This window comes from Pseudoalteromonas sp. AOP31-A2-14, from assembly GCF_052378035.1.
Lineage (GTDB): Bacteria > Pseudomonadota > Gammaproteobacteria > Enterobacterales > Alteromonadaceae > Pseudoalteromonas.
This window is the reverse complement of sequence record NZ_JBQSXI010000001.1, coordinates 2,332,170-2,358,289: the sequence shown is the minus strand read 5'-3', so window position 1 is coordinate 2,358,289 and position 26,120 is coordinate 2,332,170. Positions and strand designations below refer to the sequence as shown.

Sequence of the window (26,120 nt, the reverse complement as noted above, 5' to 3'; positions counted from 1 at the left end):
GTTACACCTAGGAAAGTGAGAAACATAATGGCAAAAGTAAACCAAAATATTATTAAAGCGCTTGAAGAAGAGCAGCTTAAAACAGACGTACCAGCATTCGGTGCTGGTGATACTGTAGTAGTACAAGTAAAAGTAAAAGAAGGTGCTAAAGAGCGTCTACAGGCCTTTGAAGGTGTTGTAATCGCTAAGCGTAATCGTGGTCTTCACTCAGCATTCACAGTTCGTAAAATCTCGAGCGGTGAAGGTGTTGAGCGTGTATTCCAAACGCACAGCCCTCTTATTGATAGCGTTAAAGTTAAGCGTCGCGGTGCGGTTCGTCGTGCTAAGCTTTACTATCTACGTGAGCGTTCTGGTAAATCTGCACGTATTAGAGAAAAACTTAACTAATACGCGCTGTTTATCAACGCAGATAAAACGGGTTGCATTCTTCGGGATGCAGCCCGTTTTGGTTTTAAAAGACCAAAATTTAAAGATAAAATGAAAGACCAAAGATGTAAGATGTTAAAATTAAACATCTAAAAATAATAAACGTTAAGGTTAAAATAACAGTTTTATTGTTTGTATATGCATATACAGTACGTTACAGCACAAAACTACAACGTCTGAGTTTATACCTATGAGTGTGTTGTAAATATTCATGTGTTTAAACTGGAGTGAAATTATCATTACTAAGGTTAGTTAAGCATTTTAGTGCGCAGACCTAACGTATTACTATTGTTGTTAAGTTTTACTGAATTAAAATAGACTACGGCTTGAGCTTGGGTTCGTATTACCAAACTAAAGAGAAAAATTCCTAACAAATAGCATTAAAGCTACGTTTAATGAAAGATCCTTCCATCATTTTATATGCAAAATTTTCTAAAACTAAACTAAGCTAGCCATAGCCTCTAATACTAAATCTAGATAAAATGAACTCAGGGTTATCTTAAATGCTTTTCACAACCACAGTATAATAATTAGCTAAAGAGTTACTATGCTTAAAAGTAAGGGTGAAATTTGGTTAGGTGAACGAATTAAGTGAAGATGTCATAAGAGAATAGTTTGCTTTTTAGGGTCTCTAAGAGTCAAGGAATAAGCTATCTAATTCACTTGTGTGGGCATCAGTTGGCGTCTCGATAGGCTCGCGGTAAGAGTGCTTGTTACTCTCTCACCGCTCTAAGCCTTAGCTTAGTGAGCCTGAGTGCACAACATTAATGATGTGTAGTTATATAAGGCAGCAATTTACTCAGATTTGTAAACATGCAGACCTTGTTGTGGGTAAGGAGTCGTAATACCTTCTTTATCGAAAGCTTTTTTCACCTTTTCTTGCATATCCCAGTAGTACGGCCATAAATCATCGGTTGCAACCCAAGGGCGGAACATCAAATTAACAGAGTGATCACCAATACCGGCAACACAGATTCTTGGCTCTGGATCTTTTAAAGAACGTTCATCTTCATCACATAAACGTTGAAGAATAGCCTTCGCTTTATCTATATCGTCGTTATAATGAATCGCAAAAGTCATATCGCAACGACGGTTATCGTAAATACTAACATTCACTAAAGTAGCATTAGAAAGGCTACCGTTTGGAATAACAATGCGGCGGTTGTCGAAAGTATCCACTACAGTGTATAAAATCTGGATTTCGATCACAGCGCCCAAAAAGCCTTGGGCTTCAATAGTATCGCCAACTTTGAAAGGCTTGAAGATCAGTAGTAACACACCACCGGCGAAGTTGGCTAAACTTCCTTGCAGTGCAAAACCTATTGCGAGGCCTGCAGCACCAATCACGGCAATAAACGACGTGGTTTCAATACCTACCATTGAAGCAACCGAAATAAGCAACATGATTTTTATTACTGCGCTAATTAAGCCACATAAAAATTTGTTTAGCGTTGGATCTTTTTTGCCTAGCTTGCTGTCTAAAACGTTAACAAAGCGATTGATCAGCCATAAACCAACCACTAAAGTAATAATAGCGAGCACCAACTTAGGGGCATAAGTCATAATTAGCGATATGGCTTTGTCTATTAATTGCGAGGGATCTACATCTGTTCCTAAAATTTCTTCCATTATATGGCACCTATTTACTTTAGTTACTATTTGAATAGTATAAGGATAAACGTGAAAGCACTGCTATGCAACTAGCTCAGGCGTTTGGGCTTGGATGAACGGGACAAATGATTGCCAAAAAACTGTATCATTGAGTCTAACTTTAGAGTGCGGTTGTACTGGAAAGCTTAGTTTTGTGTTGAACAGCAAAAAAGTTAAAGTAAATCCACAATATAATTAAAGTACTTGAAGATTAGCAGCTAAAAGAAGATGTATGTTTTTCGGTGTTAATAGTAAAATAAGTTACGAAAGAGCGTCTATAGACCTTTATAGGTATTGAGCATGTATTCCAAGTGATTGACTACCGATGTGAGTAGGCTTATTAACGCAGATAGAACGGATTGCAGTCTCAGGTTGTAGCTCATTTTGATTTTTTTAGGGAAAGTAAAATTAGCGAATTTCCCGTTTTTTAATAAAATTGATATCATTCACGCATAGCTTCTTATCCCTTTCAAAAGTGACATAAATTAAATGGCAGAGATTACGGTAGTGACCCATAACGGTAACTTTCACGCAGATGATGTATTTAGTATTGCAGCACTGAAGATTATTATTCCTACTTTTAAACTTATTCGCACCCGCGATGAAGAACAAATAGAGGCCGCAGATATCGTGATTGACGTAGGTGGTATCTATGATGCAGATAAAGGCCGTTTTGATCACCACCAACGCGGCGGAGCTGGGGCAAGAGAAAATGGAACTCCTTATTCATCATTTGGTTTAATTTGGCGAAAGTATGGTCTTGAAATATGCGAAGGTAGTCAAGACGTGGCTAACGCTGTTGATGATGGTTTAGTTTCGACTATTGATGCTATTGACTGTGGTTATGTTGACGGAGTTCCGACAGGCATTAGCTTGAGCCAAACGATCTCGATGTTTAACCCAACATGGCAAGAAGAAAGTAATTTTGATCGCTGTTTTCATGAAGCAGTGGCTTTTGCATCGCGAGTTTTATCACGTTTTATAGCCTCAGCAAGTGGCGGGTTGAATGCCAAAGAAATTGTCGCTAAAGCAATTGAAAGTGCTGAAGATCCAAGGCTGATTATACTTGAACAGTATACGCCATGGAAAAAAACAGTACACGATTTATCCCGTGAAGCACTTTATATGATCTACCCTTCCCATTCTGGTAAATGGATCATCCAAACCGTTCCTGTAGAGCCAGGCTCATTTGAAGATAGAAAATCATTACCAGAAGCGTGGGCTGGCTTATCAGGCGACGAATTTAAAGCTGTGACTGAAATTGACGATGCGATGTTTTGTCATAACGGGCGTTTTATAGCAGGCAGTGAAACTTTTCAAAGTATTATGAAAATGGCCTCAATCGCTCTGCAAAAATAACTATAGCTGTTTTAATGATTAAATTTGCATAAAGGCCCAAGATTTTCTTGGGCCTTTAATTTTTCTCTAAACCTTTTATCACCTCGTTGATCCTGTTAATATCATTTGTATTATAAGGTTTACTTTTTTGTAATTAATACTTTACGATTTTGCATTTTTTAAAGGTGGTAGTGACGTGGCGACAATAAATGATTTATCCGTATTAAGGCGAGGCATAGATGAGTGTGATGCTGAGTTAGTCGCATTGCTTGCAAAGCGTAATGCTATTACAGGACAAATTGGTGCCATAAAACAGCAGATCGTTGCGCCACTGCATGCCCCAGACCGAGAAGCTGATTTACTATCAGCAAGGCGCCAAGAGGCAATTAATCAGGGGGTTAACCCTGAGTTAGTTGAAGATATATTGCGTCGTATGATGCGTGAAGCATATCAAAATCAGCAATCCAAACTTGCCTGTAAAGCACCTAAGTTATCGCCAGTTGTGATCGTCGGTGGGCAAGGCGCTATGGGTCAACTATTTGCTAATCAGTTTCGGCGTTCGGGTTATGAAGTTAAAGTGCTAGATAAAGACCAGCAGCATCAAGCCGCTGATATTTTAAAGGGCGCAAAGCTAGTAATGATAAGCGTGCCTATTAATGCGCTTGAAAGCGTTGCTAAAGCGTTACCATCGCTTGATGATGATTGTTTGTTAGTTGATATTACTTCAGTAAAGCAAGCGCCTTTAAATGTGTTAAAGGAAGTACATAGCGGTGCAGTGGTCGGTTTACATCCGATGTTTGGCCCTGATATTTCGCACTGGGTTAAACAAACAGTCGTTGTGTGTGAAGGGCGTAAGCCAGAAGCTGCCCAAGGTTTACTTGAGCAGCTACAAGTATGGGGGTGCCAACTCGTTGAGCTTGGTGCGAAAAAACACGACGAAGCAATGCAAATTATTCAGGTGATGCGCCATTTAACCACTTTTGTGTATGGACAATTCTTAGCAAAGCAAGGCCATACACTTGAAGAGTTACGTAGCTGTTCATCACCTATTTATCAGTTAGAGTTAATGATGGTTGGGCGCTTATTTGCCCAATCACCAGAGCTTTATTCAGATATTATGCTCGCGCAATTTGATAATGTAGAAGAATTACTAGCTCAGTATCAAGATACCTTTGCACAAACCCTTGAGAAACTTAAAGCAGGAGATAAAGACGCGTTAATGAGCGCTTTCGCCGATGCAAAAGAGTATTTCTCCGATTCAACCGCGCATTTTTTAACGCAAAGCCGCAGTTTGTTAAATAAAGCCAATGATTCGAAAGTGTTGGGTTAAGCGTGTTAAATAAATACAAAAAAAGGGCCTTTGTGGCCCTTTTTGATTATCTGGTTTTGTTATTCGCTTTCTACACTAACCGCTTGCAAAGACTCACTTTGGTAGCAACCTAGCACGCGTACATACTGGGTGTGTTCTTTTAATTGCTCTAGAGCTTGTTTTACATCGTTATCAACGAGGTTCGCTTCTAAATCAACATAAAACACTTCTTCCCACGGGTTGCCTGGTACGGGGCGAGATTCAAGCTTCACCAAGTTAATATTGTGCTGCTTAAAAACCATTAAGGCATCGGCTAATGAGCCCGCTTGTTGTTTGGTGGCCATAATTAAGCTGGTTTTAGTTGGAATTTGCTTTGATACATGTAAAGGTTTGCGCGCTACAACAATAAAGCGACTATGGTTTTCTTGTTGGTTAGCAAGTCCTGTTTTAATCACTTCTAAGCCCACATGTTTTCCCGCTTGTGCTGAGCCAATAGCAGCGCTGTTAGGAACCTTAAGTGCTGATTGCAGCGCACTTGAGGTTGAATCGCAGGTTTCGTGTTGAATATCACCTAAGCCTTGTAAAAAACGGCTACATTGAGCGAATGGCTGCGGGTGAGCAAAAATTTTGCTAATTTGACTCAGCTCTGTTTCTGGGCTTGTTAGTAAGCAGTGCTCAACACTATGAGTTACTTCACCTACAATCGATACTTGTGCATGCTGTAAAAGGTCAAAAACCTCATTGATACTACCAGAGCTAGTGTTTTCAATCGGTAAAAGACCAAAATCTGCTTGGCCATTTTCAACTTTGCCGGTAATCTGTTCAAAATTAGCACAGCCCATTTCAACTAGCTTGCCAGGGCGGCGACTAAAATATTTATGACAAGCAAGTTGACTATAGGTACCTTGACCACCTAAGTAGGCAACGCGGTGGGTTTCGTTTATTGCTTCAGGGTTAAGATTTTTTTGCAGCATCGCCTGCTGATTAAGAACAGAGTCTTCTAAAATAGTTTGAAATATATTATTAACGTAATAGGCATCTAAACCAAGAGATTTGCCATAGCCTATAAGTTTCTCTAGTAATGCTTGCTCGCGTGCTTCATCGCGTATGGGTTTATTGTTACTTATTTTATATTCCACCACACCGTGACTGATTCGTCGGCGTTTAGCCAGTAATACCAACAGATCCGAATCAATCTCATTGATATCATGCCTAAGTGAATTAAGTACATCATTTGTCATTTTGGGCTCCTCACTCCAAAAGTTACCTATGCAGTTCATGCTTAGATAATAAAAACAAAAAAGCCTCCCAATTGGGAGGCTTTGCTATTCGGTTGATTTACTCTCGCAAACAGATAAGCCTCTTCTATAGAAAGAAGCTAAAAAAAGAAAAATCGTGGCGAGATATAATTATGTTCATGTTGCTAATGTATGAATACTGGCTTGTAAAGTCAACACTCGATCTGGGCAAAGGGATAAATTATTTTAATTAATTAGCTTTTTCATCAATATTTACAAAAAATTTATAATTATAAATGTGGATCGGGTATATTTCATGTCGTAGATTCAAATAATAAAAATTATCAATAATTAAGGTTGAGCTGTGATCTATCGACGTTTGCCATCGCGTTTTGGTTTTAATTCGCTGAGTATTAAACTCTCACTACCTGCATTATTTGAAAAGCTTGATAGATGAGCGAATAAAAACAGTCAATTATTTAGTTGGTTTTAAAGTCGTTAGTATAACGATAAAAGTGCGCGGGCTTATGAAGTGACTCGCAATAGTAGGGCGCTCGAACTACAAGAGCTCGCTGCACCGCGCTTTGTTATTGTAAGGTGTAATTGCTAACGGGAAAAAATATTATCCGCCTGCAATTTTGACCCTAAATTTTAACCCTTCGAGAATATTTTTAAGTTTATCCCGGTCATCGCCTTGAACTTCAATAACACCGTCTTTAACTGCGCCGCCTTGACCCATTTTGCTTTTGATGGTTTTAGCGAGTTTTTTTAAATCGTGTTGCTCGTTATCAATACCGACTACCAACATTACGCCTTTACCTTTACGGCCTTTAGTTTGACGCTCAATACGCAAAAAGCCATCTTTAAAGACTTTACCGGCAATCGGCTCAGCTTGCTTAGGATGCTGAATGCGCCCTGTTTCTGTGGAATAAACAAGGTTACTGTCGCTCATAATAAACCTGCGCTTAAATTAAAAAGAAAAAACATGCACAAATGATAACAAATTTTTGTTTATGTGTTTTTATTTTTGGTTTATCACTGGCAAGCAGTTATATTTAATGAATTAGGGAAAGAAAATATTCTTATGGGGACAAGTGATGAGTTTGAATAAAAGTGCGTCGGCAGATGCACCACATTAACAATTCAAATAAAGGGCAAGCTTGACTTTAGCTTAGTGCAACCTTTTCGCCAAGCCTATGCCGATATAGGCGATAAAATTGACAGGATTATCGTTGATCTTCGCGAAACGGACTATATGGATAGCTCTGCACTTGGGATGCTTCTGAATATGAAAAAACCTTAGGCGATTCTGTGGATAGTATTCGTATTAGCAATTGTCAGCCGCAGTTAAAAAAATACTTCAGATCTCTCGCTTTGACAAAAAGTTTGATATTGATTGATAAGCCCAGTACTGATTTAGTCGCTCAAGTTACCCGGTTTGCTCATGGCTGTGAGCAACAAGATGATTTAAGTTTAATGCTTTTAAATTGCCTGCCAGTTGTTGCGCCGGAAAAGGAACGTCAGAGTTACTCGCCACTACCTTTTAATTTTTCTCTTAGGTTAAACTCAAAACAAATAAAAAACCCGATCCGGTGCTTGAGATGACCAATGTTATTTCTAGAGTGAGTGGTTTAAAAGCGCATCGTACAAACCTATTTTGACTGGTCTCAGAAGCATATATCAACGCCCTTGATCACGGTGTGCTTGGCCTCGATTCAGAGGTAAAGAATCGCGATGATGGCTTTATTTTTTTATTATAAACAATGTGAAGCCGAATTAGCCAAATTCAATGATGCTTTGACTATTTTAGATATACATTACTGCCGCGAAAATTATTGTGCCTATTTTATTATACGCGATTCAGGTAATGGCTGTGCTGCACAGAGTAGGAATCAAAAAGCAATAGCTCGAAGCATGGTCGAGGTGTGTCTTTATTAGCTGAGGTTGCACACCAAGTCACTTATAGCGCAGCAGGTAATCAGGTTGAAATGTGTTATAGGTTAATCCTATAGTAGTCGAACGCTTTTTTGCATGATATGATTCAAATACACTTTAGATGTTTGGATGGCTAGATGGTTTCTTCATATTTATCACTCGCGGAGTTAGATGTATCAGAAGAGTTGGTTAATAACACTCTTGCAAAGCTTGATGCTCATTTAGCAAAAGAAAGTGCCAGCGATGTGCGTTGGCAGTATCAAATACCAGAGCTTGGCGAGGGCGGAGCATGCAGTTTGTTTGGCAATTTACAGGATGAGCCTTTCTTACTCACTGACTATTTACTACAAGATAAATCAACAACCTTAAAGCTTGAAAAGCTAAAAAGTATTGTTGATTATGTGGTAGCAGAAACAAACATAGATTGGTTTGGTATTTACCAAGAAACAGCAACCGACCAAGGCCCGCAATTATTAAAACTGGCTTATTATGGTGCGCCAAGTCGACCTCTTTTTCCATTAACAGAAGCTTTCGCAAAAATCAGCAACAATGTACACGTTGCGCTGACTGGCAAAGGGCGCATTATTAATGATGTACCTGCGTATCTTAGTAAAGGTGGTGAGTATTATACTTGCGACCCTAAAGTAAAAGCAGAAACCTGCATTCCTTTATTTAATGCTCAACAACAGTGTGTTGGTATTGTTGATGGGGAAGCATTTACAGTAAACTTTTTTGATAAGCCGAAGTTAGCATTATTAATTGCAGCATGTATTAGAATACCTCAATTTTTGGTATAAATAACACTAGTAAAAAAACGCCGTTTCTATGCTAAGCTAAGCGTTATATAACCCCTAACCCTAAATAATAAGAGATAGCCAATGTTCTCAGAATTAAAAGCATTACCAACAGACCCTATTCTTGGCCTTATGGCGGCCTACAAGCAAGATACTAACCCAAATAAGATTGATTTAGGGGTGGGTGTTTATAAAGACGAGCAGGGTAATACACCAGTTTTAAAAGCAGTGAAAAAGGCCGAAGCGTTTCGTTTAGAAAACGAAACCAGCAAAGCGTATATTGGTCTTGCTGGTAATTTAGATTACTGCCAAAAAATGGAAAACCTTTTACTAGGTGAGCACCAAGCATTGCTCGCAAATCGAGTGCGTACAGCGCAAGCGCCAGGCGGTACTGGTGCACTGCGTGTTGCTGCTGAATTTATTATGCGTTGCAAACCTAAAGCAACTATATGGGTAACAACCCCAACATGGGCGAATCATATTAGCCTATTTGAAGCGGCTGGTTTAACCGTTAAGGAATACCCATACTACGACTACGAAAATAAAGATTTGTTGTTTGATGACATGATCAATACCCTTAAAAAGGTGCCTAAAGGCGATGTGGTATTACTACATGCGTGTTGCCATAACCCAAGCGGTATGGATTTAAATGAAACCCAGTGGAACACTGTTTCTGAGCTTGCTAAAGAAGTTGGTTTTACCCCTTTAGTTGATATCGCTTATCAAGGTTTTGGTTCAAGCTTAGAAGAAGATGCGCAAGGTTTGCGTACTTTAGCTAATGCGGTTGAAGAGCTTATTATTTGTTCTTCATGCTCTAAAAACTTTGGTCTTTACCGTGAGCGTGTTGGTGCATGTTCAATCATCGCAAAAGATGCTGCTACTGCTGATATTTCAAACTCAGTGTTATTGAGCGTTGTGCGTAGTATTTACTCTATGCCGCCAGCTCACGGCGCAGACATTGTAAATACTATTTTAAGCAGCACCGAGCTTACGCAAATGTGGCACAGTGAACTTGATGAAATGCGTAACCGTATTAATGGCCTACGTACATTGATAAAAGACACGCTCGCAGCCAAAGACATCGCTCAGGATTTCTCGTTCATTGACCGTCAACACGGGATGTTTTCATTCCTAGGCATAGATAAAGCGCAAATCGAGCGTTTGCAAAAAGAATACGGTATTTATATCGTTGGTTCTAGCCGCGTTAACGTAGCAGGTATTAGCCAAGCTAATATTGAATACTTTGCTAATGCGGTTGCTGACGTTTGTAAATAATCTAGCTAGATTAAAAAAGCCCGCTTTTCAGTTTATGAAAGCGGGCTTTTTGTATGCGTATGCAAATTTAATACAAATAAGTATTAAAAAGCATCAGTTTAGTGCAGCCAACGAATGGCATCAGTGATGCGGTTGTTATAGTTATCAATCGGCGCACCTAAACTGGCTATTAGTATAGTGTCTGCTTGTGTTCCTCGATTGATATTACCTGCAAAGCGCTCATCGCTAAAGTCATCGTTGCCGATACCAAAAGACTGATGTTCTGAAGGTACAATAAATACAGTCATCGGGCCAAATTCTGATTCAAAAACTAAGTGCAGGCCTCTTTCGCCTTTAAAATCGCAAAACATAAGGTAAGTGACCTTACCGGGTAGTTCATCTAAATGGCCGCCTAAAAGAGCGAATTTTTCATTCACTGATTGCAAGCTAATAGGCTCTTTTTTTTCAAGAGAAAAAATCTCGTGATAAACGTGAGCAAGTGCATGCTCTGATACCGTATGAGATGTATTATGTTGCTGCGAGCTCAGAAAAAATGCTCCAACAGTAACAATCAACGAGGCTGCCATAGCTAATTGGATACGGCCTTTTTTAAAGCGTTTTTTAGCATTAACCACATTGTCTTTTGTACTTTGCTTTATATGCTCATTGCTGTTATTTTTAGACTCTTCTGCTTGCTGTTCGGAGCTATTGTTGGCCGTATTAGCTATAACTCGCTCAGCAAGACCTTGCGGCACATCAACATCAAGTGCTGCATTTAATTGCTCATCAAATGTTTGCATATCATCAACAAATTTTTGTTGCTCAGGGTGCTGCTCAGCAAACGCTATAAGCTCCTTTTCTGTGCTGTTTGGCTGTGCAATAACCCGGCGACGAAACTCAAGCTCATCCATTACTTCGATGCTCCTTGTATTTTTTCATCATTACGGCTTAGTGCCTCTTTAAGTTGGCTTCTAGCACGGTATAAACGTGTCATTACCGTGTTTTTATTTAAATCTAATATGTCAGCTATTTCCTCACCAGAGCAACCCATCACCACTTGAAGTAATAGCGGCTCCCGGTATTCATCAGCTAATTTAGCTATTTGGCGTTGAATAACGGTTTGCTCCATTTCATCATCAAGTGTGCTGCTTCGTTCATCAACTAAAGTGTCATTTTCAACGTCGCTGTAATCAAACTGCTTGCGCTCGAAGCGGCGAGCATTTTCACGGCGTAAAATAGTTAACAACCAAGGTTTCGCTGCTTTTTGATCTAGTAACGAATCTAAAGATCGCCAAGCACGTAAAAACGTTTCCTGTACGAGATCTTCAGCAATGTTTGGATCGCGGCATAGCCAATAAGCAAAGCGATACAACTCATTATGATAAATATGAACAAGCTTTTCATAACGGGTTTGCTTCTCTGCCGTATCAATTAAGACCGGACTATCGGATTTTTTATTTCCCAGCATAAGTATATTTTTTTATTTATTTTAAGGAGTTTTCTGCTTTAGTGCTAGGAAAACCCTATACACTAACGCCCTCAATTATAAAGTCCCTTTAATACAGCTTGTTGCGAATTTATTTTGTTTTTTTGCTGATTTTCTAAAATAGTAACGATCAGCGTAAGATCAACATCAGTATTACTTGAACTATAGAGCTCTGCACGCAGGTTGGCAATTTGCGAAGTGAGTTGCTCATTATCTATTTGTTGCGCCAATGAGTCTATCGCATTATTTGATTGTTTTGTATATTGTTGAGCATAGTGGGTTAATTCAGTATGAAAAGCACTTAAATCATTACTTTTACACAGCTTTTTAAGTGTCTCTAATGACGCTAAATTGCCTTTGATAGGCTGTGCAGTGCTTTTTTCAGTGACACTTGAGTGTTTTTTACTCTGCCACCATAATATTAAAGTGGTGAGCCATAATAAATAGCCAAGAATTGAGGCAATAATTAACCATAAAGGAGGGCGTGTTTGCGTTTTTGTATGAACAGCCGGTGCTGATGCTGTAGGTGGCGTTTCAATAGAGTCATGTTGTGCGCTTATAGGTTTACTTATAGCTGCTTGCGTACTACCTGTGACGGTAATAGTACGAGCAGGCAAGGTTGCATAATTGACACGGTTAATTTTAGTATTAAACCAAGGTACTTTTATTTCAGGGAGCGTATACGTACCAGGTTTTTGTGGCAGCAGGGCGTAAGAAGCCACTTGCTTTGAAATAACACGATTGTCGCGAACTAAGTGGCTAGTTTCTTGATTATCAGGATAGCTACGAATGCCGTTTATTTTAGGTAAGTTTATCTCAGGTAATTGCTCTTTAGTGACGCCTAGTGCTGTGAGTGTAATAGTACGAGTGATGGGAGTGCCTACATCTACACTGTCATCTTTTGGCTGATACTGCTCATCAATGTTAACCAACTCGCTTGGCAACCAAGCGCCTTGGTAATCACTTGGAATAGGTTTTATTTCAATATCAACATTATCGCCAAGTGCTGAGACTTCCATTTGACGGTAATTTTGTCTTATACGTCCTTGAAATTCAGGGGCTTTGAGGGTGAATTGCCCGCTTTTTTGCGGCTGCACTAAGTATTCACGGGTGATCACTAAATAGCGTTTGCCATTAACAAGTTCATAGCCTTCTTGTTGCTTACCTATCTGACGTAGTTGAGCATCAGGCATACTTGGGTTGCTTAAGTTACCATCAAGCAATTCTTTAGCTAAATATAGCTTAACGGTATAAAGGCCTGCTTCTTGAACATAAAGTGACTCACTTGAAATCGAAGATTGAATAAATATGTCGTTATCTTGGTCAACGTCTTTACTGCGCTCTGTTACTTTGAGCTCGATTGGGTCAGAGCTTACCCCAGCAATTGTAAAGGCAGGAATAGTATAATTATTAGCGCTGCGGGTCATCAGCTTTACTGACCACGTAGTTTGTTTGGATATACTGCCATTAATTATATTGGTACTTGTGCTAACACTGGTTGGCCCAACAACAAAATCTTTCAACAGTGCTGAGGTGTCAGGTTTTTCGGCTTTAATAGTGTCATCAGCGGTAATATTAAGTATGAAAAACTCTCCTGCGAGCACGGGATTTTTATCCACGCTTGCTTGTAGTTGAGTTAGCGCCCAAAGGGGCGTCGCCGTGATCAGCAATAAACAGCATAATAATCGCATTACCATGATTTCTCGACTCCTTGGGGACGACGTTGGTTGTTTCTTTTTTGAGCTTCTAATTGCATTTTATTGCGTAATAAAATGGCCGGATCATCAGGAACTTGACGCAGTAGCTGATTAAGCTGCTGGGCTTTTTCTTTTTCTTCGTTGGTGAGCTCAGCAGTCTGTGCTTGCATTGCTTGTTGCTCTGTATTTTTTTCTGCTTCACTTTGCTGCTCTGCACTTACTTCTTGTGGTTCAGGCGAGCTATTCGAAGGAGGCTCTGTTTGTTTTGCTTTATTTTTTTTATCTGCTTGTGACTCAGACGGCTCAGGCTCAGCTTGCATATCAGGATTATTTTTTTCATCACTTTGAGGTTTTGAAGGTTCACCATTTTGTTGCTGGTTTTTCTCGTCTTGTTGGCTTTGTTGTGATTTGTCCTGTTCAGATTGTTGCTTACTTTGATCTGAATTATCATCATTTTTTTGTGATTGATCACCTTGCTGGTTTGGTTGCTGCTCGCCATCTTCTTTTTGTTGTTGCTCGTCTTTATTTTTCTCTTGCTGTTCCTCTTGCTGCTTGAGTTGCTCGACCAGTGCTTGATTGTCTTTCGCTTCAGTAAAGTCTGGGTCGAGCTTCAGGGCTTGGTTATAAGCACTAAGGGCTTCATCCAGTTTTCCTGCTTTTGCAAGCGCGTTGCCGGTATTATAAAAACCGGTTGCGCTGCTATCTTGGCTAAACTGTTCGATAGCGGCATCATAACTACCTTGTTTATAAAGCGCAGCTCCTTTTAATTGCTTTGTGTTTGCGTTACTTGCAGCCTGTTCATAGTCACCTTGTTGATAAGCATCTAAGGCGCGTTGCTCTTGATTTTTAAATAAATTTGTTAGCTCATTTGCATAAGCATGCTGATTAGGTAAAAAGCTAAATAATAAAAAAGCACCTAAAAATGCTGCGCGTCTAAATAGCCACACGGCCAATGGCAGCAGGATAATTAAACCATAAATACCCGCATCTATACGCCATAAAACCTGACTTTGCTTTTCACTTTTGAGTGTTTGTGCATTTGCGCTTGGAGCAAATGTGGCTATATCACGGTCATTTGGTTGATACATGGTAAATTTTCCACCGCTGTTACTCGCTAGACTTTGTAAGCGTGCTTGATTAAGTTTAGGTACTACAATTTGCCCATAACTGTCTTTTAAAAAACCACCATCAGGGAGCTTAATAGGCGCACCTTGTTCAGTACCGACACCATAAATATTTAAACGATATTTAGAGTTAGCCGTAAATTGGCTTATATCGGCTTGTTCACTTTGCTCGATACCATCGGTTATTAAAATAATATCGCCATCATTGTAACCGGCTTGTGTTAATAGCTCTTGCCCTAAATCAAGCCCCGCGAGTATGTTTGAGCCTTTATCGGGCATTATTTCTGGGCTGAGACTCGGAATTAAGTTCTTAAGGGTTGCGGCATCGTTAGTTAGCGGTGAAATTGTATAAGCTGAGCCCGCATAAGCCACCAGTGCCGTGTCGCCTTCTTTAAATAGTTCAATCATATCAAGCGCTTTATAACGCGCTTGCATAAGGCGGTTAGGTGTTATGTCGGTGCTATACATAGACAGAGACATATCCATGACAATCACGCGAGCATTTTTACTTTGAAAAACGGGCACTCGTTTTTCTTCAAAACTGGGGCCTGCAGAAAATATAACCGCCAGTAGGCAAAATAACGCAACTAGCGATAAAGGCTGCTTAGCTTGTTTCGGGCTTTCGTCTATTACAAATTGTGCTAGATGAGGGGCAATCAGGTTGAGTTGCTTTGCTTTTTTATTTTTTAACAATAGTACGCTAAACAATAAGGCAACTGGGAGTAGCAACCACAATAATTCGGGACGGATAAATGTAAAGTCCAGCATTTATGTCTCCTGAGGATAAGCACGTAAGGTGCTAACTAAAAAACGACCCATTATAAGCGCTAGTGCGATTAATAGCGGAACATAAAAAAGGGAGCTCTGTGGACGAAAAGTTTGCTCATCAGCACTGATCGGTTCTAGCTTATCGAGCTCTTGATAAATTTGCTGTAAACCGGCTACATCTTTTGCACGAAAATACAAACCATTGGTTTGTTGAGCAATACGTTGTAGTAGGCTTTCATCTAAATTGCCACCACTCATACCGCCCATATTAAAGTAGCTAAAGCCACGAGGGTTATCTGAGCCTACGCCAATCGTATACACTTTAATGCCTTCTTCACGGGCCAGCAGTAATGCTTGTTCAGGGGGGAGATTACCGGCGGTATTTTGGCCATCGGTTAATAGCACTACAATGCGGTTACTTTTATCTTTATTTGCAAAGCGTTTAACCGATAAACCTAACGCATCACCAATTGCAGTAGCTCGACCAACCAAGCCTATTTGTGTTTCACTAAGCATTTGGCTGACGGTTTTAACATCTCGCGTTAGCGGTGTCTGTAAAAATGCGGTATCACCAAATAAAATAAGTCCTAAGCGGTCGCCTTGGCGCTGTTCTATAAAGTCACTAAGCACCGCTTTTACCATTGTTAAGCGGTCTACATATTGTCCTTGATAAGCCATGTCCTGCTCAGTCATTGAGCCTGATAAATCAACTGCGAGCATAATATCTCGACCTTCGTTCGGCAAAGTCATAGGTTCATCTAGCCAGGTGGGGTTGGCAATTGCACAAACTAGCAGTACCCAAATTAGCCATTCAAGCCAGTTTATTCGTCGGGGTTGAGCGGGCACTCTACTTGTTGCTAAATTATGATTAGCGAAGCTTGGAATGCGCAACCGTGTTTCGCTGTTAGCTTTTTGTGGTTTTAAAAAGCGCAACAACCAAGGTAAAGGAAGTAATAAAAATAGCCATGGCCAACTAAACTCAAACATTCAGTGGCTCCTTTAATTTAAACTGTTTAATGGCTAAACGAAACTTATCACACAATTTGGCAGATTCATTGCCAGCCTGATAGAGGCTAAGTAACTCCCGCTCAGTAAATTCTATGTCACTCAAGGCTTTAAGCGTTTGGCACCATTTTTGTGTCTCACTAGATGCTGCTTGCGGGTTATAATAATGCAGTACTAAGCGTTTAATTAAAACATGTAATTGCTGAGGATCGTTACCTAATTGTTGGCTAAGCTCAACGGCGTGACGCTTCGCTTTAATAAACTGCGAGCGCTTATATAAATAGTAACCAAGGCCAATAATAGCCATCAGTATTAAAACGATGAGCGCCCACCAAGCAGGGGCAAGTGGCCACCAGTGAACTTGATTTGGTGCTATGACATCATGTAAGCCATCTAACGGCGAGGTTTGCATGTTATTTTCTCACAAGTTGTTGCTCAAGAGGCGTAGCAGCATTAAATGAAATTAGATTAAGGCCCGATTTAGTGAGTCTTTGCAAGCGCTGACTAAAAGCTTGCTCTGCGTTGTTAGCAAAGCTATCGCGGAAGCGTTTATCCATCAATGGCAAAGTTAAATCTTGACCATTAGCACTGACCGTTACTGTTTGATTAAATGCGGGTAGTTGGTGCTCAAATGGGTCACTGATATGACATCCAATGAGTTCGCAGTGGCGGCTAAGTATTTCAAGTTGTTTAAAGCTGGCATCATCAAGCGTACTGAAATCTGAAACTAAATAAACTAAGCTGCCGGGTTTTGCTAAATGATTCAAACGTTTTAAGTTTTCACTTAAATGATTGGGTGCTTGTTGATCTATTTGCTGCAATGCTTGTTGGTGGCTGTCGCACATATTATGGCAAAGTTTAAGTACTGCTTTTTCACGGGCAGATGGTTTTAGTTCGAGATGACTATGTTGATTAAACACCAAGCCGCCAATTCTATCGCCGCGCTGACAGGCAGACCATGCAACTAATGCACTAATATGAGCTGCTTGCACCGACTTTAGTAACAGCTTTGAGCCAAACAACATCGAGTTAGAAAAGTCAGTAAAAACAAATACCGGACGTTCTTTTTCTTCTTGAAATAACTTAGTGTGGGTTTCACCTGTGCGAGCGGTTACACGCCAATCAATTGAACGTATATCATCACCTTGCTGATAATGGCGTACTTCCGAAAACTCCATGCCACGGCCTTTATGCGGAGCAAGATATTGACCTGTAAGTCTATTTTTTATTTTCGCTTTAGGTGCAAGCTCAAGAAGCCGTGCCTTAGCTTTGTAGTAAAGCAGCTCTTTAAGCGCTAAGTTAACGCCATGGCTGTGGCTTGTTTCAAGCCATGCTTGGTTCGACAATTGGTTCGACATAATTTACGGAACAGCGACAAGTTCAAGTATATGGCTGATCACTTGATCTTTAGTAACACCATCGGCTTGGGCTTCGTAGCTTAAAATAATACGGTGGCGTAATACATTATGCAGTACCGCCTGAATATCATCAGGTGCTACAAAGTCACGGCCGTGCAACCAAGCATTAGCGCGTGCGCATTTATCAAGGGCAATAGTTGCACGGGGGCTAGCACCGTACTCAATCCAGCGACCTAGTTGCTCATCAAGCTCAGCTCCCTCACGGGTAGCGATGATCAACTGCACCAAATATTGCTCTAGCGGTTCGGCTAAATATAGCTCTAAAATGGCTTTACGCGCGGCAAATAGGTCTGCTTGGCTGATTTTCTGTTCGGGTACTTCATGTTGCTTAATCGCTTCACCACGAGTTAAGCGTAAAATATCGCGTTCATGTTCGGCGCCAGGGTAACCTATACTTAAATGTAGTAAAAAACGGTCTAATTGGGCTTCTGGTAGCGGATAAGTGCCTTCTTGCTCAAGTGGGTTTTGAGTGGCCATCACCATAAATAGATCAGATAATGGGTAAGTATTTTTACCTACCGTTACTTGGCGTTCAGCCATGGCTTCTAACAATGCTGATTGTACTTTTGCTGGAGCACGATTTATTTCATCGGCTAAAATTAGGTTATGAAACAGTGGGCCTTTCTCAAATACGAACTCACTGGTTTGCTGGCGGTAAATATCAGTACCCGTAACATCCGCAGGGAGTAAGTCCGGGGTAAACTGCACGCGTTGAAAAGAACCTTCAACCCCTTTTGCTAAGGCATTAACTGCGCGAGTTTTAGCAAGCCCCGGTGGGCCTTCTACTAATAAGTGACCATCGGCTAAGATAGCAATAAGTAGCGCCTGAGTTAACTCTGGCTGGCCAATGATTTGGCTGTCTAAATAGGTTTTTAGTTGTGAAAATGCGTTAGCTGCCATAATAAAAATATTGTCCTCGTCAGCAAGGTTTTTTTAAGCTTTATAAGTTATTGGGATTATTGTTCCAAAACACAAGTCTTAGACTGCAATTTACAAAATAGTTCGTTATTTTTTAACGATTTTTCTAAGATACACGATTATTAACGAATGAGGTAAAGAGATAGCGGTTATTTTTGTAAATTTGCTTAAAAAAGTCTATGGTTTATAACTAATTTCAGTTTCACTATTGGCATTAGTGTACAGGTTGTTTAGAATCGGAAAAAACAAACAGGTCAGACCTGTCAGTGGGAGAGCATAAATGTCTGAGCAAAACATACTTAAAACAGCAAAGGGTGATCGTATTGCCATAGTAAGTGGTTTACGTACACCGTTTGCTAAACAAGCTACTGCATTTCACCACGTACCAGCCTTGGATATGGGTAAATTAGTGGTTAATGAAATGCTTGAGCGATTAAACTTTGATAAATCAGAAATAGATCAATTAGTATTTGGACAAGTAGTACAAATGCCAGAAGCGCCAAACATTGCCCGTGAAATAGTACTTGGCACTGGTATGCCAGCATCAGTTGATGCATATTCGGTATCGCGCGCCTGTGCAACGAGCTTTCAAGCTATTGCTAATGTTGCTGAGTCAATTATGGCAGGTTCTATACAAGTAGGTGTCGCCGGTGGTGCTGATTCTTCATCGGTATTACCCATTGGTGTCAGTAAAAAATTAGCAGGTAGCTTAGTTGATTTAAATAAAGCGCGTACTTTTGGCCAACGTCTAAAAATATTTTCAAAGTTACGTTTAAAAGATTTAATGCCAGTACCGCCCGCGGTTGCGGAATACTCAACGGGTCTTTCAATGGGGCAAACTGCTGAGCAAATGGCAAAAACTCATAATATTAGTCGTGAAGATCAAGATGCACTTGCGCATCGCTCACATTCACTTGCAAGCCAAGCGTGGGACGATGGGAAATTGAAAGATGAAGTGATGACTGCGCATGTTCCGCCGTATAAAAGTTTTATTGAACAAGACAATAACATTCGCACTAACTCAACTGTAGAAGGCTACGCTAAATTAAAACCAGCTTTTGACCGTCAACACGGCTCAGTAACAGCGGCTAATTCAACGCCACTTACTGATGGCGCAGCAGCCGTACTTATGATGAGTGAAAGTAAAGCTAAAGCCTTAGGTTATAATATTTTAGGCTATGTGCGCAGCTTTGCATTTTCAGCAATTGGTGTACATGAAGATATGCTAATGGGGCCTGCCCATTCAACGCCGGTTGCCCTTGATAGAGCGGGTATCACGTTAGCTGACTTAGATTTAATTGAAATGCACGAAGCGTTTGCAGCACAGACTTTAGCTAATATGAAAATGTTTGCCTCTGATAAGTTTGCCCAAGAAAAATTAGGGCGTAGCAAAGCGATTGGTGAAATTAACATGGATAAGTTTAACGTAATGGGCGGCTCGCTTGCTTATGGTCACCCATTTGCCGCAACGGGCGCACGACTTATCACCCAAAGTTTAAATGAACTTAATCGCCGTGGTGGTGGCTTAGCGTTAACGACAGCATGCGCCGCAGGCGGATTAGGTGCAGCCTTTGTATTGGAGAGTGCGTAATGACAGGTTCAGTATTTAGTTTAGAAGTTGATGATAAATCAATCGCGGTCGTAACCATTGATGTGGCGGGTGAGAAAATGAATACCCTGCGCGACACCTTTGCCGAAGATTTAAATGCCTTACTTGATGATGCACAAAAGCAGTCAGTTAAAGGTATGGTATTTATTAGTGGTAAAAGCGATAACTTTATTGCCGGCGCCGACGTAAAAATGCTCGATAGTGTGCAAAAGCATGAAGATGCCTTAGCCATCAGCGAGCTTTGCCATCGTGCCTTTTTTGATATGAAGAAACTCCCTTTCACTACGGTTAGTGCTATTCATGGTGCGGCGCTTGGTGGTGGGTTAGAGTTTGCTCTGGCATGTGATTATCGTGTATGTACTGATAGCGATATCACTAAACTTGGCTTTCCAGAAGTGCAACTTGGTTTGTTACCTGGCGGCGGCGGAACTCAACGTTTACCTAAATTAGTGGGCTTACAAAAAGCCTTAGAGTGGATGCTAACCGGTAAACAAGTGCGTGCAAAACAAGCTAAAAAGTCAGGACTTGTTGATGACAGTGTACCGCACAGTGTATTACTTGATGTGGCAAAAGAGTTTGCCTTAAAAGGTAAAGCAACAGAAGCTAAGCCAAAGCTTGACCGCATTAGCCAATTACTTGAGTCAAATCCGTTTGGCCGAAATATCATTTTCAAAAAAGCACAAGAAAATGTGCTGAAAAAAACGGGCGGTCACTACCCTGCGCCACAAGCTATAATTAAAGCAGTGCGTGCTAGTGTTGAGCTTGACCAGCTTAAAGCCTATAAAACTGAGGCAGAAGGTTTTGCTAGCCTTGTAATGAGTGATGAGTCTAAAGCGCTACGTGGTATTTTCTTTGCAACCACTGAAATGAAAAAGGAATGGCGTAGTGACGATGCACCCGCAATTACTAAAGCGGCTGTTTTAGGTGGTGGCTTAATGGGCGCTGGTATTGCCCATGTTAGTGCAGTAAAAGCTGATATGCCGGTGCGTATTAAAGATGTAGCAGAGCAGGGCATTAGTAATGCCATGAATTACAGCTACAAAATTTTAGATAAAAAACAAAAACGTCGTATTTTGTCTAAAGCGGAATTACAGCAAACGATGAGTAAAATCACCGGCACTACAGACTATAGTGGTTTTAAACATGTTGATATTGCTATTGAAGCCGTATTTGAAGACTTAGGCTTAAAGCAAGGCATGGTGGCAGATATAGAGCGCGAATGCCAAGCGAATACCATTTTTGCCAGTAATACTTCGTCGCTGCCGATTGCGCAAATTGCCGCCGAGGCTGCACGACCTGAAAATGTGATTGGTTTACATTATTTCTCACCTGTTGAGAAGATGCCGTTGGTGGAAATTATTCCACATCAAGGTACTTCAAAAGAGACTATTTCACGAGTCGTTAACTTTGCTCGTAAGCAAGGCAAAACACCGATAGTCGTTAAAGATATGGCTGGTTTTTACGTTAACCGCATTTTAGCGCCATATGTTAACGAAGCAGCTAATTTAATGCTTGCAGGTGAACCTATCGAGAAAATAGACCAAGCATTAGTCGAGTTTGGTTTTCCGGTCGGACCATTAGCACTATTAGATGAAGTGGGTATCGATATTGGCTCTAAGATTGCGCCTATCCTTGAAACAGAATTGGGTGAACGTTTCAAAGCGCCAGATGCTTTCTCACATTTAATTGATGCTAAACGCTTAGGACGTAAGACTGGTCGTGGTTTTTATCTTTATGATAAAAAGGACAAAAAAGTTGACGAGTCAGTTTATGAGTTACTAGGAGTAAGCCCTGCGCCGCGCTTAAATAAAAGTGAAATCGCCAAACGTTGTGTGGCACAAATGCTAAATGAAGCCGTGCGTAGTTTAGATGATGGAATTATTTCAAGCCCACGTGACGGCGATATCGGCGCGATATTTGGCATTGGTTTCCCACCATTTTTAGGCGGCCCATTTAGTTATATGGATAAGCAAGGTAGCAAAAAGGTTTGCTCAGAAATGGCCACCTTGGCTAATACAAAACCAATCTTTGCCCCCTGTGAAACACTTAAAAACATGGCCGATTCTGGTGCTAGCTTTTATCAAGCTGAGGAGCAAAGTGCACTTGTTGATGCTGCAAAAGCGACTGTCGTTGAGCAAGAAACTGAGGATACGAAGGGACCTGAAGAACAAACAGGTAATACGCAGGCAGTTGATGAAAGTGTTAAAGAAATAGATAACCAATCGACCGATAAAAAATAGTGTATTAACGTGAACTTATTGTGAAGTGTAAGCTTTAAGTTTATCTGGTAAATAAAAAAGCCTGGAATCGATTAGATTTCAGGCTTTTTTTATTTAATAAGCGTAATTACATATGAACTTCAATCGCTTTACGGTCTTTTTCAGGCATATTAGCCACCACTAAAGAAAACGAATTATCAATCATGCGCTCAATTTCACCTGTTGGTATTGTACCGTCAAGAATAACAGTATTCCATAGCCGTTTATTCATATGATAGCCAGGTATTACAGAGGGGAAAATATCTCGCAAAGATTGGGCTTCATCAGGGTCACATTTTAAATTCATCCACCAAATGAGGTTACCGTCTTCATCAGTTTGATCTTCATGACCGGTTGACAAGGTGGCAAACATTTTATGATTTACTTTGTATACATCGACCTCTTGACCAAATGGTTTAGTGACCATAACCAGTGGCTTTTTTGTTAAATATTCATGTGCTATGTATTGATCCATGAGCTATTCCTTGCAGTCATTGTAGATACGCTAAAGATAGCAGCTTTTTTGTCATTTCGTTACTAAGAATCGATGAATACGCAAAATCTATTAGATCAAACAATCAATCAACTAAACAGTTAATTTATATTGAAGAAAGTTCAGTTCATGGTATGTTTCTATCGGTTAAATAAACTACAGGAATACACTAATGCCAAAGGCAAGTGAAGTTAAAAAAGGTACTGCTATTGAGTTTAATAACCGCGTATTAGTGGTTAAAGATATTGTACGTTCAGTACCGCAAGGTCGTGCAGGGGGCAGTTTATATCGTATGCGTTTATATGATGTAGTCACTGGCAGTAAAGTTGATGAAACGTTTAAAGATAGTGACCCGCTTAAGTTAGCTGATTTAATACGTCGTGAGTCAACTTTTTCGTACATTGATGGTGAAGAATATGTATTTATGGATAATGAAGACTATACGCCATATAACCTCAATAAAGACGCGATAAGCGAAGAGATTTTATTCGTTAATGAAGAAACTCAAGGTATGCATGTTATTGTAATTGATGGTGCGTCAGTAGGGATCGATTTACCTTCAAGCGTAGAGTTGGTGGTTGAAGAGACAGACCCTTCAATTAAAGGAGCTTCAGCCAGCGCGCGTTCAAAACCAGCACGTTTATCAACAGGACTAAGCATCCAGGTACCTGAGCATATCTCAACCGGTGACCGCATTCGTATCAATACCGCAGAGCAAAAATTTATGGGTCGCGCTTAAAAGTAAATGCAGTGGCACGGTTACACTTATGGTGGGCAGCGTTTGGTTGGTCACCTTTTTATTGTTAGAAAAGAAGTTAAAAGAATATTCTATTCTTAAACTCTATCGTTAAAGTGTTATAGTAAGCACAATTACGTAATTATTCGATACACTTTAAATATATACATACTTTATATATCGATTTGTATTAACGCGATATAACTATAATTTTTAGTAGGTTTAATGATTGGCCACGGACTAGAAAATAAACACTATGTTAATTTACCTGAAGGGGTCGAAATTGCGATTACCCCAGTAGGGCTCGTAGCACGCAGCTATGCTTATATGATTGATTTTACTATACGTAGTATCATAATCATTGTCTTATCGCTTATTTTTGGGCTACTTGGTGAGGTTGGCGAAGGGCTTATACTCCTCACTTTTTTTGTGGTGTCTTGGGGTTACAATATTTTTTTTGAAGCGAGAACAGGTCAAACTCCGGGCAAAAAGCGTCTTAGTATCCGCGTTGTTCAAGATAATGGTTTACCCGCTAGCTTTTCCCAAATAGTGGTCCGTAACTTATTGCGCCCGGCAGATATGCTTCCTTTTGGTTATTTTCTTGGCTTATTGGTAATGAGTTTTAATGAGCGTTTCAAGCGTATTGGTGATTGGGCTGCAGGGACGGTAATTGTTTATGATGAGGAGTTCTTAGAGCGACCTGCATTACCAGAGGGGGGCAGTGAGGTGCCAAGCGTTGCTTTCACAACAGAAGAGCAGTTAGCTATTTTAACCTTCGCTGAGCGAAGTGACACCTTGTCCAATGAAAGGCGAATTGAGCTGGCAAGTATTTTATCAAAAGTAATTGACTGCGATGATCAACAAAGCGATATGCGACTACTCAATTATGCACGTTATTTTTCAGGTTATATGACTAATAATAACACTGAGTAAAGGTTAATAATGAAGCAACATCAATTTGTTAATAGTAATGATCAAGTATGGTATGAATTTAAGTCGTTGTGTGAGCTTGGCGATAAAGAAAACCTACCTTCGCATTTCCCCAAATTATACCGAAAAATATGCAATGACTTAGCCATTGCACGCACACGCCATTATAGTCCTATGCTAGTTGAACGACTCAACCGTTTAGTTCATCAAGGGCAAAAAAGGCTTTATCAAACGCCTAAAAATCAATTTGCAGAAATTCTTTATTTATCACGAAATGCTTTTCCTCGTGCGTTATATGAAAATCGTTTAATGCTTAGCATTAACCTAGTTGCTTTTTTCTTTTTAGCGTTAATTGCTTTTATTTGGGTTCGTTTAGACCCCGACGCTGTTTATACATTTTTAGGACAAAGCACGGTACTTGAAATTGAAAAAATGTATGACCCAAGTGGCAGTGTGCAATCACAAGCACGCAGCAGTGGTCAAGATGTAATGATGTTTGGTGTTTATATTTATAATAACATTGGTATTGCTTTTCAGATGTTTGCAGGCGGTGTGTTGTTTTGTGTCGGTGCTGTGTTTGCTTTGCTGTTTAACAGTTTTTATTTTGGTGCGATAGCAGGGCACATCGTTAATGTTGGCTTTGAAGGGCCCTTTTTCTCATTTGTAGTCACTCATGGTTCATTTGAGCTGACAGCAATTATCATTGCCTCGGCGGCTGGTTGCCAAATAGGCTTCGGGTTATTGAATCCAGGACAATATACACGCAGTTATGCAATCAGAGATGCTGCTCAAAAAGCCTTACCTTTAATTGTTGGCGCTTTTATAATGTTAGTTTTAGCTGCATTTATAGAGGCGTTCTGGTCACCACGTGATATTGCTGATGAGTTTAAATTTTTTACTGGTGCTATTTGTTGGTCCTACGTAATATACCGTTTGTATAAAGGAATGCGTTATGGAACTTAACCACCTAAGCTTTAATCCTCGTAGTCGTACGTCCTACGAAATATTTGACTTAGCTTTGTTGCTAACGAAGCGACATTTTATGGCTCTTTTTGCAATCTATTTGTCATTGGTATTACCACTCTTTCTCATTTTAGGTTTAGTGCTTGGTTGGTCATGGGGAGCATTGATTGCTTGGTGGCTAAAGCCTGTTTTTGAGCGGCCGCTGTTAGATTATCTTTCAAAAGTCATATTTAACCAACAAGCTAGTATTCGCTCCAGTATAGGCAGTATTTTTAAGTTGTCAGTTGTTGATTTTTGTTTGCACCTTACTACATTACGGTTAAGTCCAAACCGCGCTTTTCTAGCGCCTGTAGAACAACTTGAAAACTTATCTGGGCAGCGTAAAAAGGCTCGTAAATTGTTGCTTTTTTCTTCAAATAAACCTAAGCAATCTTTATGGATGCTATTTTGTTTGCCCAGCGAAGCTGGCAAACCCGATAGGCTGAAAGATGCCTTATCACCCTGACTAAGGGGAAGATAATCTGAATGGCAAGGGCGTCACTGGCCAACGGTGGGGTCTGAAGGAAGCCATAAGAAGTTAGAGGTACACAACTAACCGTAACCTGTTTCGGCAGTATTGGTGGGTCAGCGTGCAAAATAGCGCAACGCCCTATACTTAGTCAGACCAATACTGTGCTTGAGGGTGGGATTTCTAACAGGGAGCCAGTGCAGTAACTGGGGAAGCCTGGCATCTAAACTTAATGAGAGTAAGTGGCCTAAATTCAAGGTGAA

At 40.3% G+C, this 26,120-nt stretch carries 23 protein-coding genes and 1 pseudogene; 12 read left to right on the top strand and 12 right to left on the bottom strand.

Annotated features, from left to right (window positions below):
* Window positions 1-27 precede the first annotated feature (27 nt).
* Window positions 28-387 (top strand): 50S ribosomal protein L19, encoded by a 360-nt coding sequence (gene rplS, locus ACT3S9_RS10895; RefSeq protein ID WP_441834266.1) that lies wholly within the window; start codon window positions 28-30, stop codon window positions 385-387.
* Between the two features lie 834 nt (window positions 388-1,221).
* On the opposite strand, the gene ACT3S9_RS10890 is transcribed toward rplS, so the two are convergent.
* On the bottom strand, window positions 1,222-2,055 hold the full coding sequence (locus tag ACT3S9_RS10890) for a mechanosensitive ion channel family protein (protein ID WP_441834659.1): 834 nt from the start codon (window positions 2,053-2,055) through the stop codon (window positions 1,222-1,224).
* A 510-nt stretch (window positions 2,056-2,565) separates the two neighbouring features.
* On the opposite strand from ACT3S9_RS10890, the gene ACT3S9_RS10885 reads away from it, so the two are divergent.
* Both ACT3S9_RS10885 and tyrA read left to right on the top strand, forming a co-directional pair.
* Window positions 2,566-3,435 carry an MYG1 family protein gene (locus tag ACT3S9_RS10885; protein WP_441834658.1) on the top strand — a complete coding sequence of 290 codons (870 nt, stop codon included), beginning with the start codon at window positions 2,566-2,568 and terminating at the stop codon, window positions 3,433-3,435.
* A 175-nt stretch (window positions 3,436-3,610) separates the two neighbouring features.
* Window positions 3,611-4,744 carry a bifunctional chorismate mutase/prephenate dehydrogenase gene (tyrA, locus tag ACT3S9_RS10880; protein WP_441834657.1) on the top strand — a complete coding sequence of 378 codons (1,134 nt, stop codon included), beginning with the start codon at window positions 3,611-3,613 and terminating at the stop codon, window positions 4,742-4,744.
* Between the two features lie 59 nt (window positions 4,745-4,803).
* On the opposite strand, the gene ACT3S9_RS10875 is transcribed toward tyrA, so the two are convergent.
* The gene (locus ACT3S9_RS10875; RefSeq protein WP_441992723.1) at window positions 4,804-5,964 is read right to left on the bottom strand and encodes a chorismate mutase; all 1,161 of its coding nucleotides are present in this window, start codon (window positions 5,962-5,964) and stop codon (window positions 4,804-4,806) included.
* Window positions 5,965-6,583: 619 nt separating this feature from the next.
* Window positions 6,584-6,913 (bottom strand): stress response translation initiation inhibitor YciH, encoded by a 330-nt coding sequence (locus ACT3S9_RS10870; RefSeq protein WP_441834655.1) that lies wholly within the window; start codon window positions 6,911-6,913, stop codon window positions 6,584-6,586.
* Between the two features lie 145 nt (window positions 6,914-7,058).
* Here ACT3S9_RS10870 and ACT3S9_RS10865 point away from each other — a divergent pair.
* The 3 genes and pseudogenes from ACT3S9_RS10865 to ACT3S9_RS10855 all read left to right on the top strand — a co-directional run bounded on the left by ACT3S9_RS10865 (window position 7,059) and on the right by ACT3S9_RS10855 (window position 9,965).
* Window positions 7,059-7,361, top strand: a pseudogene (locus ACT3S9_RS10865) (STAS domain-containing protein).
* Window positions 7,362-8,033: 672 nt separating this feature from the next.
* Window positions 8,034-8,693 (top strand): GAF domain-containing protein, encoded by a 660-nt coding sequence (locus tag ACT3S9_RS10860; RefSeq protein WP_441834654.1) that lies wholly within the window; start codon window positions 8,034-8,036, stop codon window positions 8,691-8,693.
* 81 nt (window positions 8,694-8,774) lie between these two features.
* A complete protein-coding gene (locus ACT3S9_RS10855; RefSeq protein WP_441834653.1) occupies window positions 8,775-9,965 on the top strand; it encodes an amino acid aminotransferase in 1,191 nt (396 codons plus the stop codon).
* Between the two features lie 98 nt (window positions 9,966-10,063).
* Here the strand turns inward: ACT3S9_RS10855 and ACT3S9_RS10850 are convergent, their stop codons facing one another.
* From ACT3S9_RS10850 to ACT3S9_RS10815, 8 genes are all read right to left on the bottom strand, one after another.
* Entirely contained in the window at window positions 10,064-10,855 is a 792-nt protein-coding gene (locus ACT3S9_RS10850) for a DUF3379 family protein (protein WP_441834652.1), read from the bottom strand.
* Window positions 10,855-11,412 (bottom strand): sigma-70 family RNA polymerase sigma factor, encoded by a 558-nt coding sequence (locus tag ACT3S9_RS10845; RefSeq protein ID WP_441834651.1) that lies wholly within the window; start codon window positions 11,410-11,412, stop codon window positions 10,855-10,857. The genes ACT3S9_RS10850 and ACT3S9_RS10845 overlap by 1 nt, the downstream gene beginning before the upstream one ends.
* A 71-nt stretch (window positions 11,413-11,483) precedes the next feature.
* Complete coding sequence (locus ACT3S9_RS10840) at window positions 11,484-13,127, bottom strand: BatD family protein (protein ID WP_441834650.1); 1,644 nt, start codon at window positions 13,125-13,127, stop codon at window positions 11,484-11,486.
* A complete protein-coding gene (locus ACT3S9_RS10835; protein WP_441834660.1) occupies window positions 13,121-15,016 on the bottom strand; it encodes a VWA domain-containing protein in 1,896 nt (631 codons plus the stop codon). The genes ACT3S9_RS10840 and ACT3S9_RS10835 overlap by 7 nt, the downstream gene beginning before the upstream one ends.
* Window positions 15,017-15,019: 3 nt before the next feature.
* Window positions 15,020-16,006 carry a vWA domain-containing protein gene (locus ACT3S9_RS10830; protein WP_441834649.1) on the bottom strand — a complete coding sequence of 329 codons (987 nt, stop codon included), beginning with the start codon at window positions 16,004-16,006 and terminating at the stop codon, window positions 15,020-15,022.
* Complete coding sequence (locus tag ACT3S9_RS10825) at window positions 15,999-16,436, bottom strand: DUF4381 domain-containing protein (RefSeq protein WP_441834648.1); 438 nt, start codon at window positions 16,434-16,436, stop codon at window positions 15,999-16,001. The genes ACT3S9_RS10830 and ACT3S9_RS10825 overlap by 8 nt, the downstream gene beginning before the upstream one ends.
* Before the next feature lies 1 nt (window position 16,437).
* Window positions 16,438-17,382, bottom strand: a complete 945-nt coding sequence (locus ACT3S9_RS10820; protein WP_441834647.1) for a DUF58 domain-containing protein — start codon at window positions 17,380-17,382, stop codon at window positions 16,438-16,440.
* A gap of 3 nt (window positions 17,383-17,385) precedes the next feature.
* The gene (locus tag ACT3S9_RS10815; RefSeq protein ID WP_441834646.1) at window positions 17,386-18,342 is read right to left on the bottom strand and encodes an AAA family ATPase; all 957 of its coding nucleotides are present in this window, start codon (window positions 18,340-18,342) and stop codon (window positions 17,386-17,388) included.
* A gap of 298 nt (window positions 18,343-18,640) precedes the next feature.
* On the opposite strand from ACT3S9_RS10815, the gene fadI reads away from it, so the two are divergent.
* Entirely contained in the window at window positions 18,641-19,951 is a 1,311-nt protein-coding gene (gene fadI, locus ACT3S9_RS10810; protein ID WP_441834645.1) for an acetyl-CoA C-acyltransferase FadI, read from the top strand.
* Entirely contained in the window at window positions 19,951-22,209 is a 2,259-nt protein-coding gene (fadJ, locus tag ACT3S9_RS10805) for a fatty acid oxidation complex subunit alpha FadJ (RefSeq protein ID WP_441834644.1), read from the top strand. Before fadI ends, fadJ begins: the two co-directional genes overlap by 1 nt.
* Window positions 22,210-22,315: 106 nt before the next feature.
* On the opposite strand, the gene ACT3S9_RS10800 is transcribed toward fadJ, so the two are convergent.
* The gene (locus ACT3S9_RS10800) at window positions 22,316-22,702 is read right to left on the bottom strand and encodes an MmcQ/YjbR family DNA-binding protein (protein WP_441834643.1); all 387 of its coding nucleotides are present in this window, start codon (window positions 22,700-22,702) and stop codon (window positions 22,316-22,318) included.
* 190 nt (window positions 22,703-22,892) lie between these two features.
* Between ACT3S9_RS10800 and efpL the strand changes: the two genes are divergently transcribed.
* The 4 genes from efpL (at window position 22,893) to ACT3S9_RS10780 (ending at window position 25,854) form a co-directional block, all read left to right on the top strand.
* Window positions 22,893-23,459, top strand: coding sequence for an elongation factor P-like protein EfpL (efpL, locus tag ACT3S9_RS10795; RefSeq protein ID WP_441834642.1), 567 nt, complete (start codon window positions 22,893-22,895; stop codon window positions 23,457-23,459).
* Between the two features lie 222 nt (window positions 23,460-23,681).
* Window positions 23,682-24,389: an RDD family protein gene (locus ACT3S9_RS10790; protein WP_441834641.1), complete on the top strand. Its 708-nt coding sequence runs from the start codon at window positions 23,682-23,684 to the stop codon at window positions 24,387-24,389.
* A gap of 9 nt (window positions 24,390-24,398) precedes the next feature.
* Complete coding sequence (locus tag ACT3S9_RS10785) at window positions 24,399-25,349, top strand: stage II sporulation protein M (RefSeq protein WP_441834640.1); 951 nt, start codon at window positions 24,399-24,401, stop codon at window positions 25,347-25,349.
* Window positions 25,339-25,854 (top strand): hypothetical protein, encoded by a 516-nt coding sequence (locus ACT3S9_RS10780; protein ID WP_444750941.1) that lies wholly within the window; start codon window positions 25,339-25,341, stop codon window positions 25,852-25,854. The genes ACT3S9_RS10785 and ACT3S9_RS10780 overlap by 11 nt, the downstream gene beginning before the upstream one ends.
* Window positions 25,855-26,120: the final 266 nt, after the last annotated feature.

Coding starts and splice junctions, on each gene's coding strand:
- rplS (WP_441834266.1), top strand. CDS start 28: ATGGCAAAAGTAAACCAAAATATTATTAAAGCGCTTGAAGAAGAGCAG.
- ACT3S9_RS10890 (WP_441834659.1), bottom strand. CDS start 2,055: ATGGAAGAAATTTTAGGAACAGATGTAGATCCCTCGCAATTAATAGAC.
- ACT3S9_RS10885 (WP_441834658.1), top strand. CDS start 2,566: ATGGCAGAGATTACGGTAGTGACCCATAACGGTAACTTTCACGCAGAT.
- ACT3S9_RS10875 (WP_441992723.1), bottom strand. CDS start 5,964: ATGACAAATGATGTACTTAATTCACTTAGGCATGATATCAATGAGATT.
- ACT3S9_RS10870 (WP_441834655.1), bottom strand. CDS start 6,913: ATGAGCGACAGTAACCTTGTTTATTCCACAGAAACAGGGCGCATTCAG.
- ACT3S9_RS10860 (WP_441834654.1), top strand. CDS start 8,034: ATGGTTTCTTCATATTTATCACTCGCGGAGTTAGATGTATCAGAAGAG.
- ACT3S9_RS10855 (WP_441834653.1), top strand. CDS start 8,775: ATGTTCTCAGAATTAAAAGCATTACCAACAGACCCTATTCTTGGCCTT.
- ACT3S9_RS10850 (WP_441834652.1), bottom strand. CDS start 10,855: ATGGATGAGCTTGAGTTTCGTCGCCGGGTTATTGCACAGCCAAACAGC.
- ACT3S9_RS10845 (WP_441834651.1), bottom strand. CDS start 11,412: ATGCTGGGAAATAAAAAATCCGATAGTCCGGTCTTAATTGATACGGCA.
- ACT3S9_RS10840 (WP_441834650.1), bottom strand. CDS start 13,127: ATGGTAATGCGATTATTATGCTGTTTATTGCTGATCACGGCGACGCCC.
- ACT3S9_RS10830 (WP_441834649.1), bottom strand. CDS start 16,006: ATGTTTGAGTTTAGTTGGCCATGGCTATTTTTATTACTTCCTTTACCT.
- ACT3S9_RS10825 (WP_441834648.1), bottom strand. CDS start 16,436: ATGCAAACCTCGCCGTTAGATGGCTTACATGATGTCATAGCACCAAAT.
- ACT3S9_RS10820 (WP_441834647.1), bottom strand. CDS start 17,382: ATGTCGAACCAATTGTCGAACCAAGCATGGCTTGAAACAAGCCACAGC.
- ACT3S9_RS10815 (WP_441834646.1), bottom strand. CDS start 18,342: ATGGCAGCTAACGCATTTTCACAACTAAAAACCTATTTAGACAGCCAA.
- fadI (WP_441834645.1), top strand. CDS start 18,641: ATGTCTGAGCAAAACATACTTAAAACAGCAAAGGGTGATCGTATTGCC.
- fadJ (WP_441834644.1), top strand. CDS start 19,951: ATGACAGGTTCAGTATTTAGTTTAGAAGTTGATGATAAATCAATCGCG.
- ACT3S9_RS10800 (WP_441834643.1), bottom strand. CDS start 22,702: ATGGATCAATACATAGCACATGAATATTTAACAAAAAAGCCACTGGTT.
- efpL (WP_441834642.1), top strand. CDS start 22,893: ATGCCAAAGGCAAGTGAAGTTAAAAAAGGTACTGCTATTGAGTTTAAT.
- ACT3S9_RS10790 (WP_441834641.1), top strand. CDS start 23,682: ATGATTGGCCACGGACTAGAAAATAAACACTATGTTAATTTACCTGAA.
- ACT3S9_RS10785 (WP_441834640.1), top strand. CDS start 24,399: ATGAAGCAACATCAATTTGTTAATAGTAATGATCAAGTATGGTATGAA.
- ACT3S9_RS10780 (WP_444750941.1), top strand. CDS start 25,339: ATGGAACTTAACCACCTAAGCTTTAATCCTCGTAGTCGTACGTCCTAC.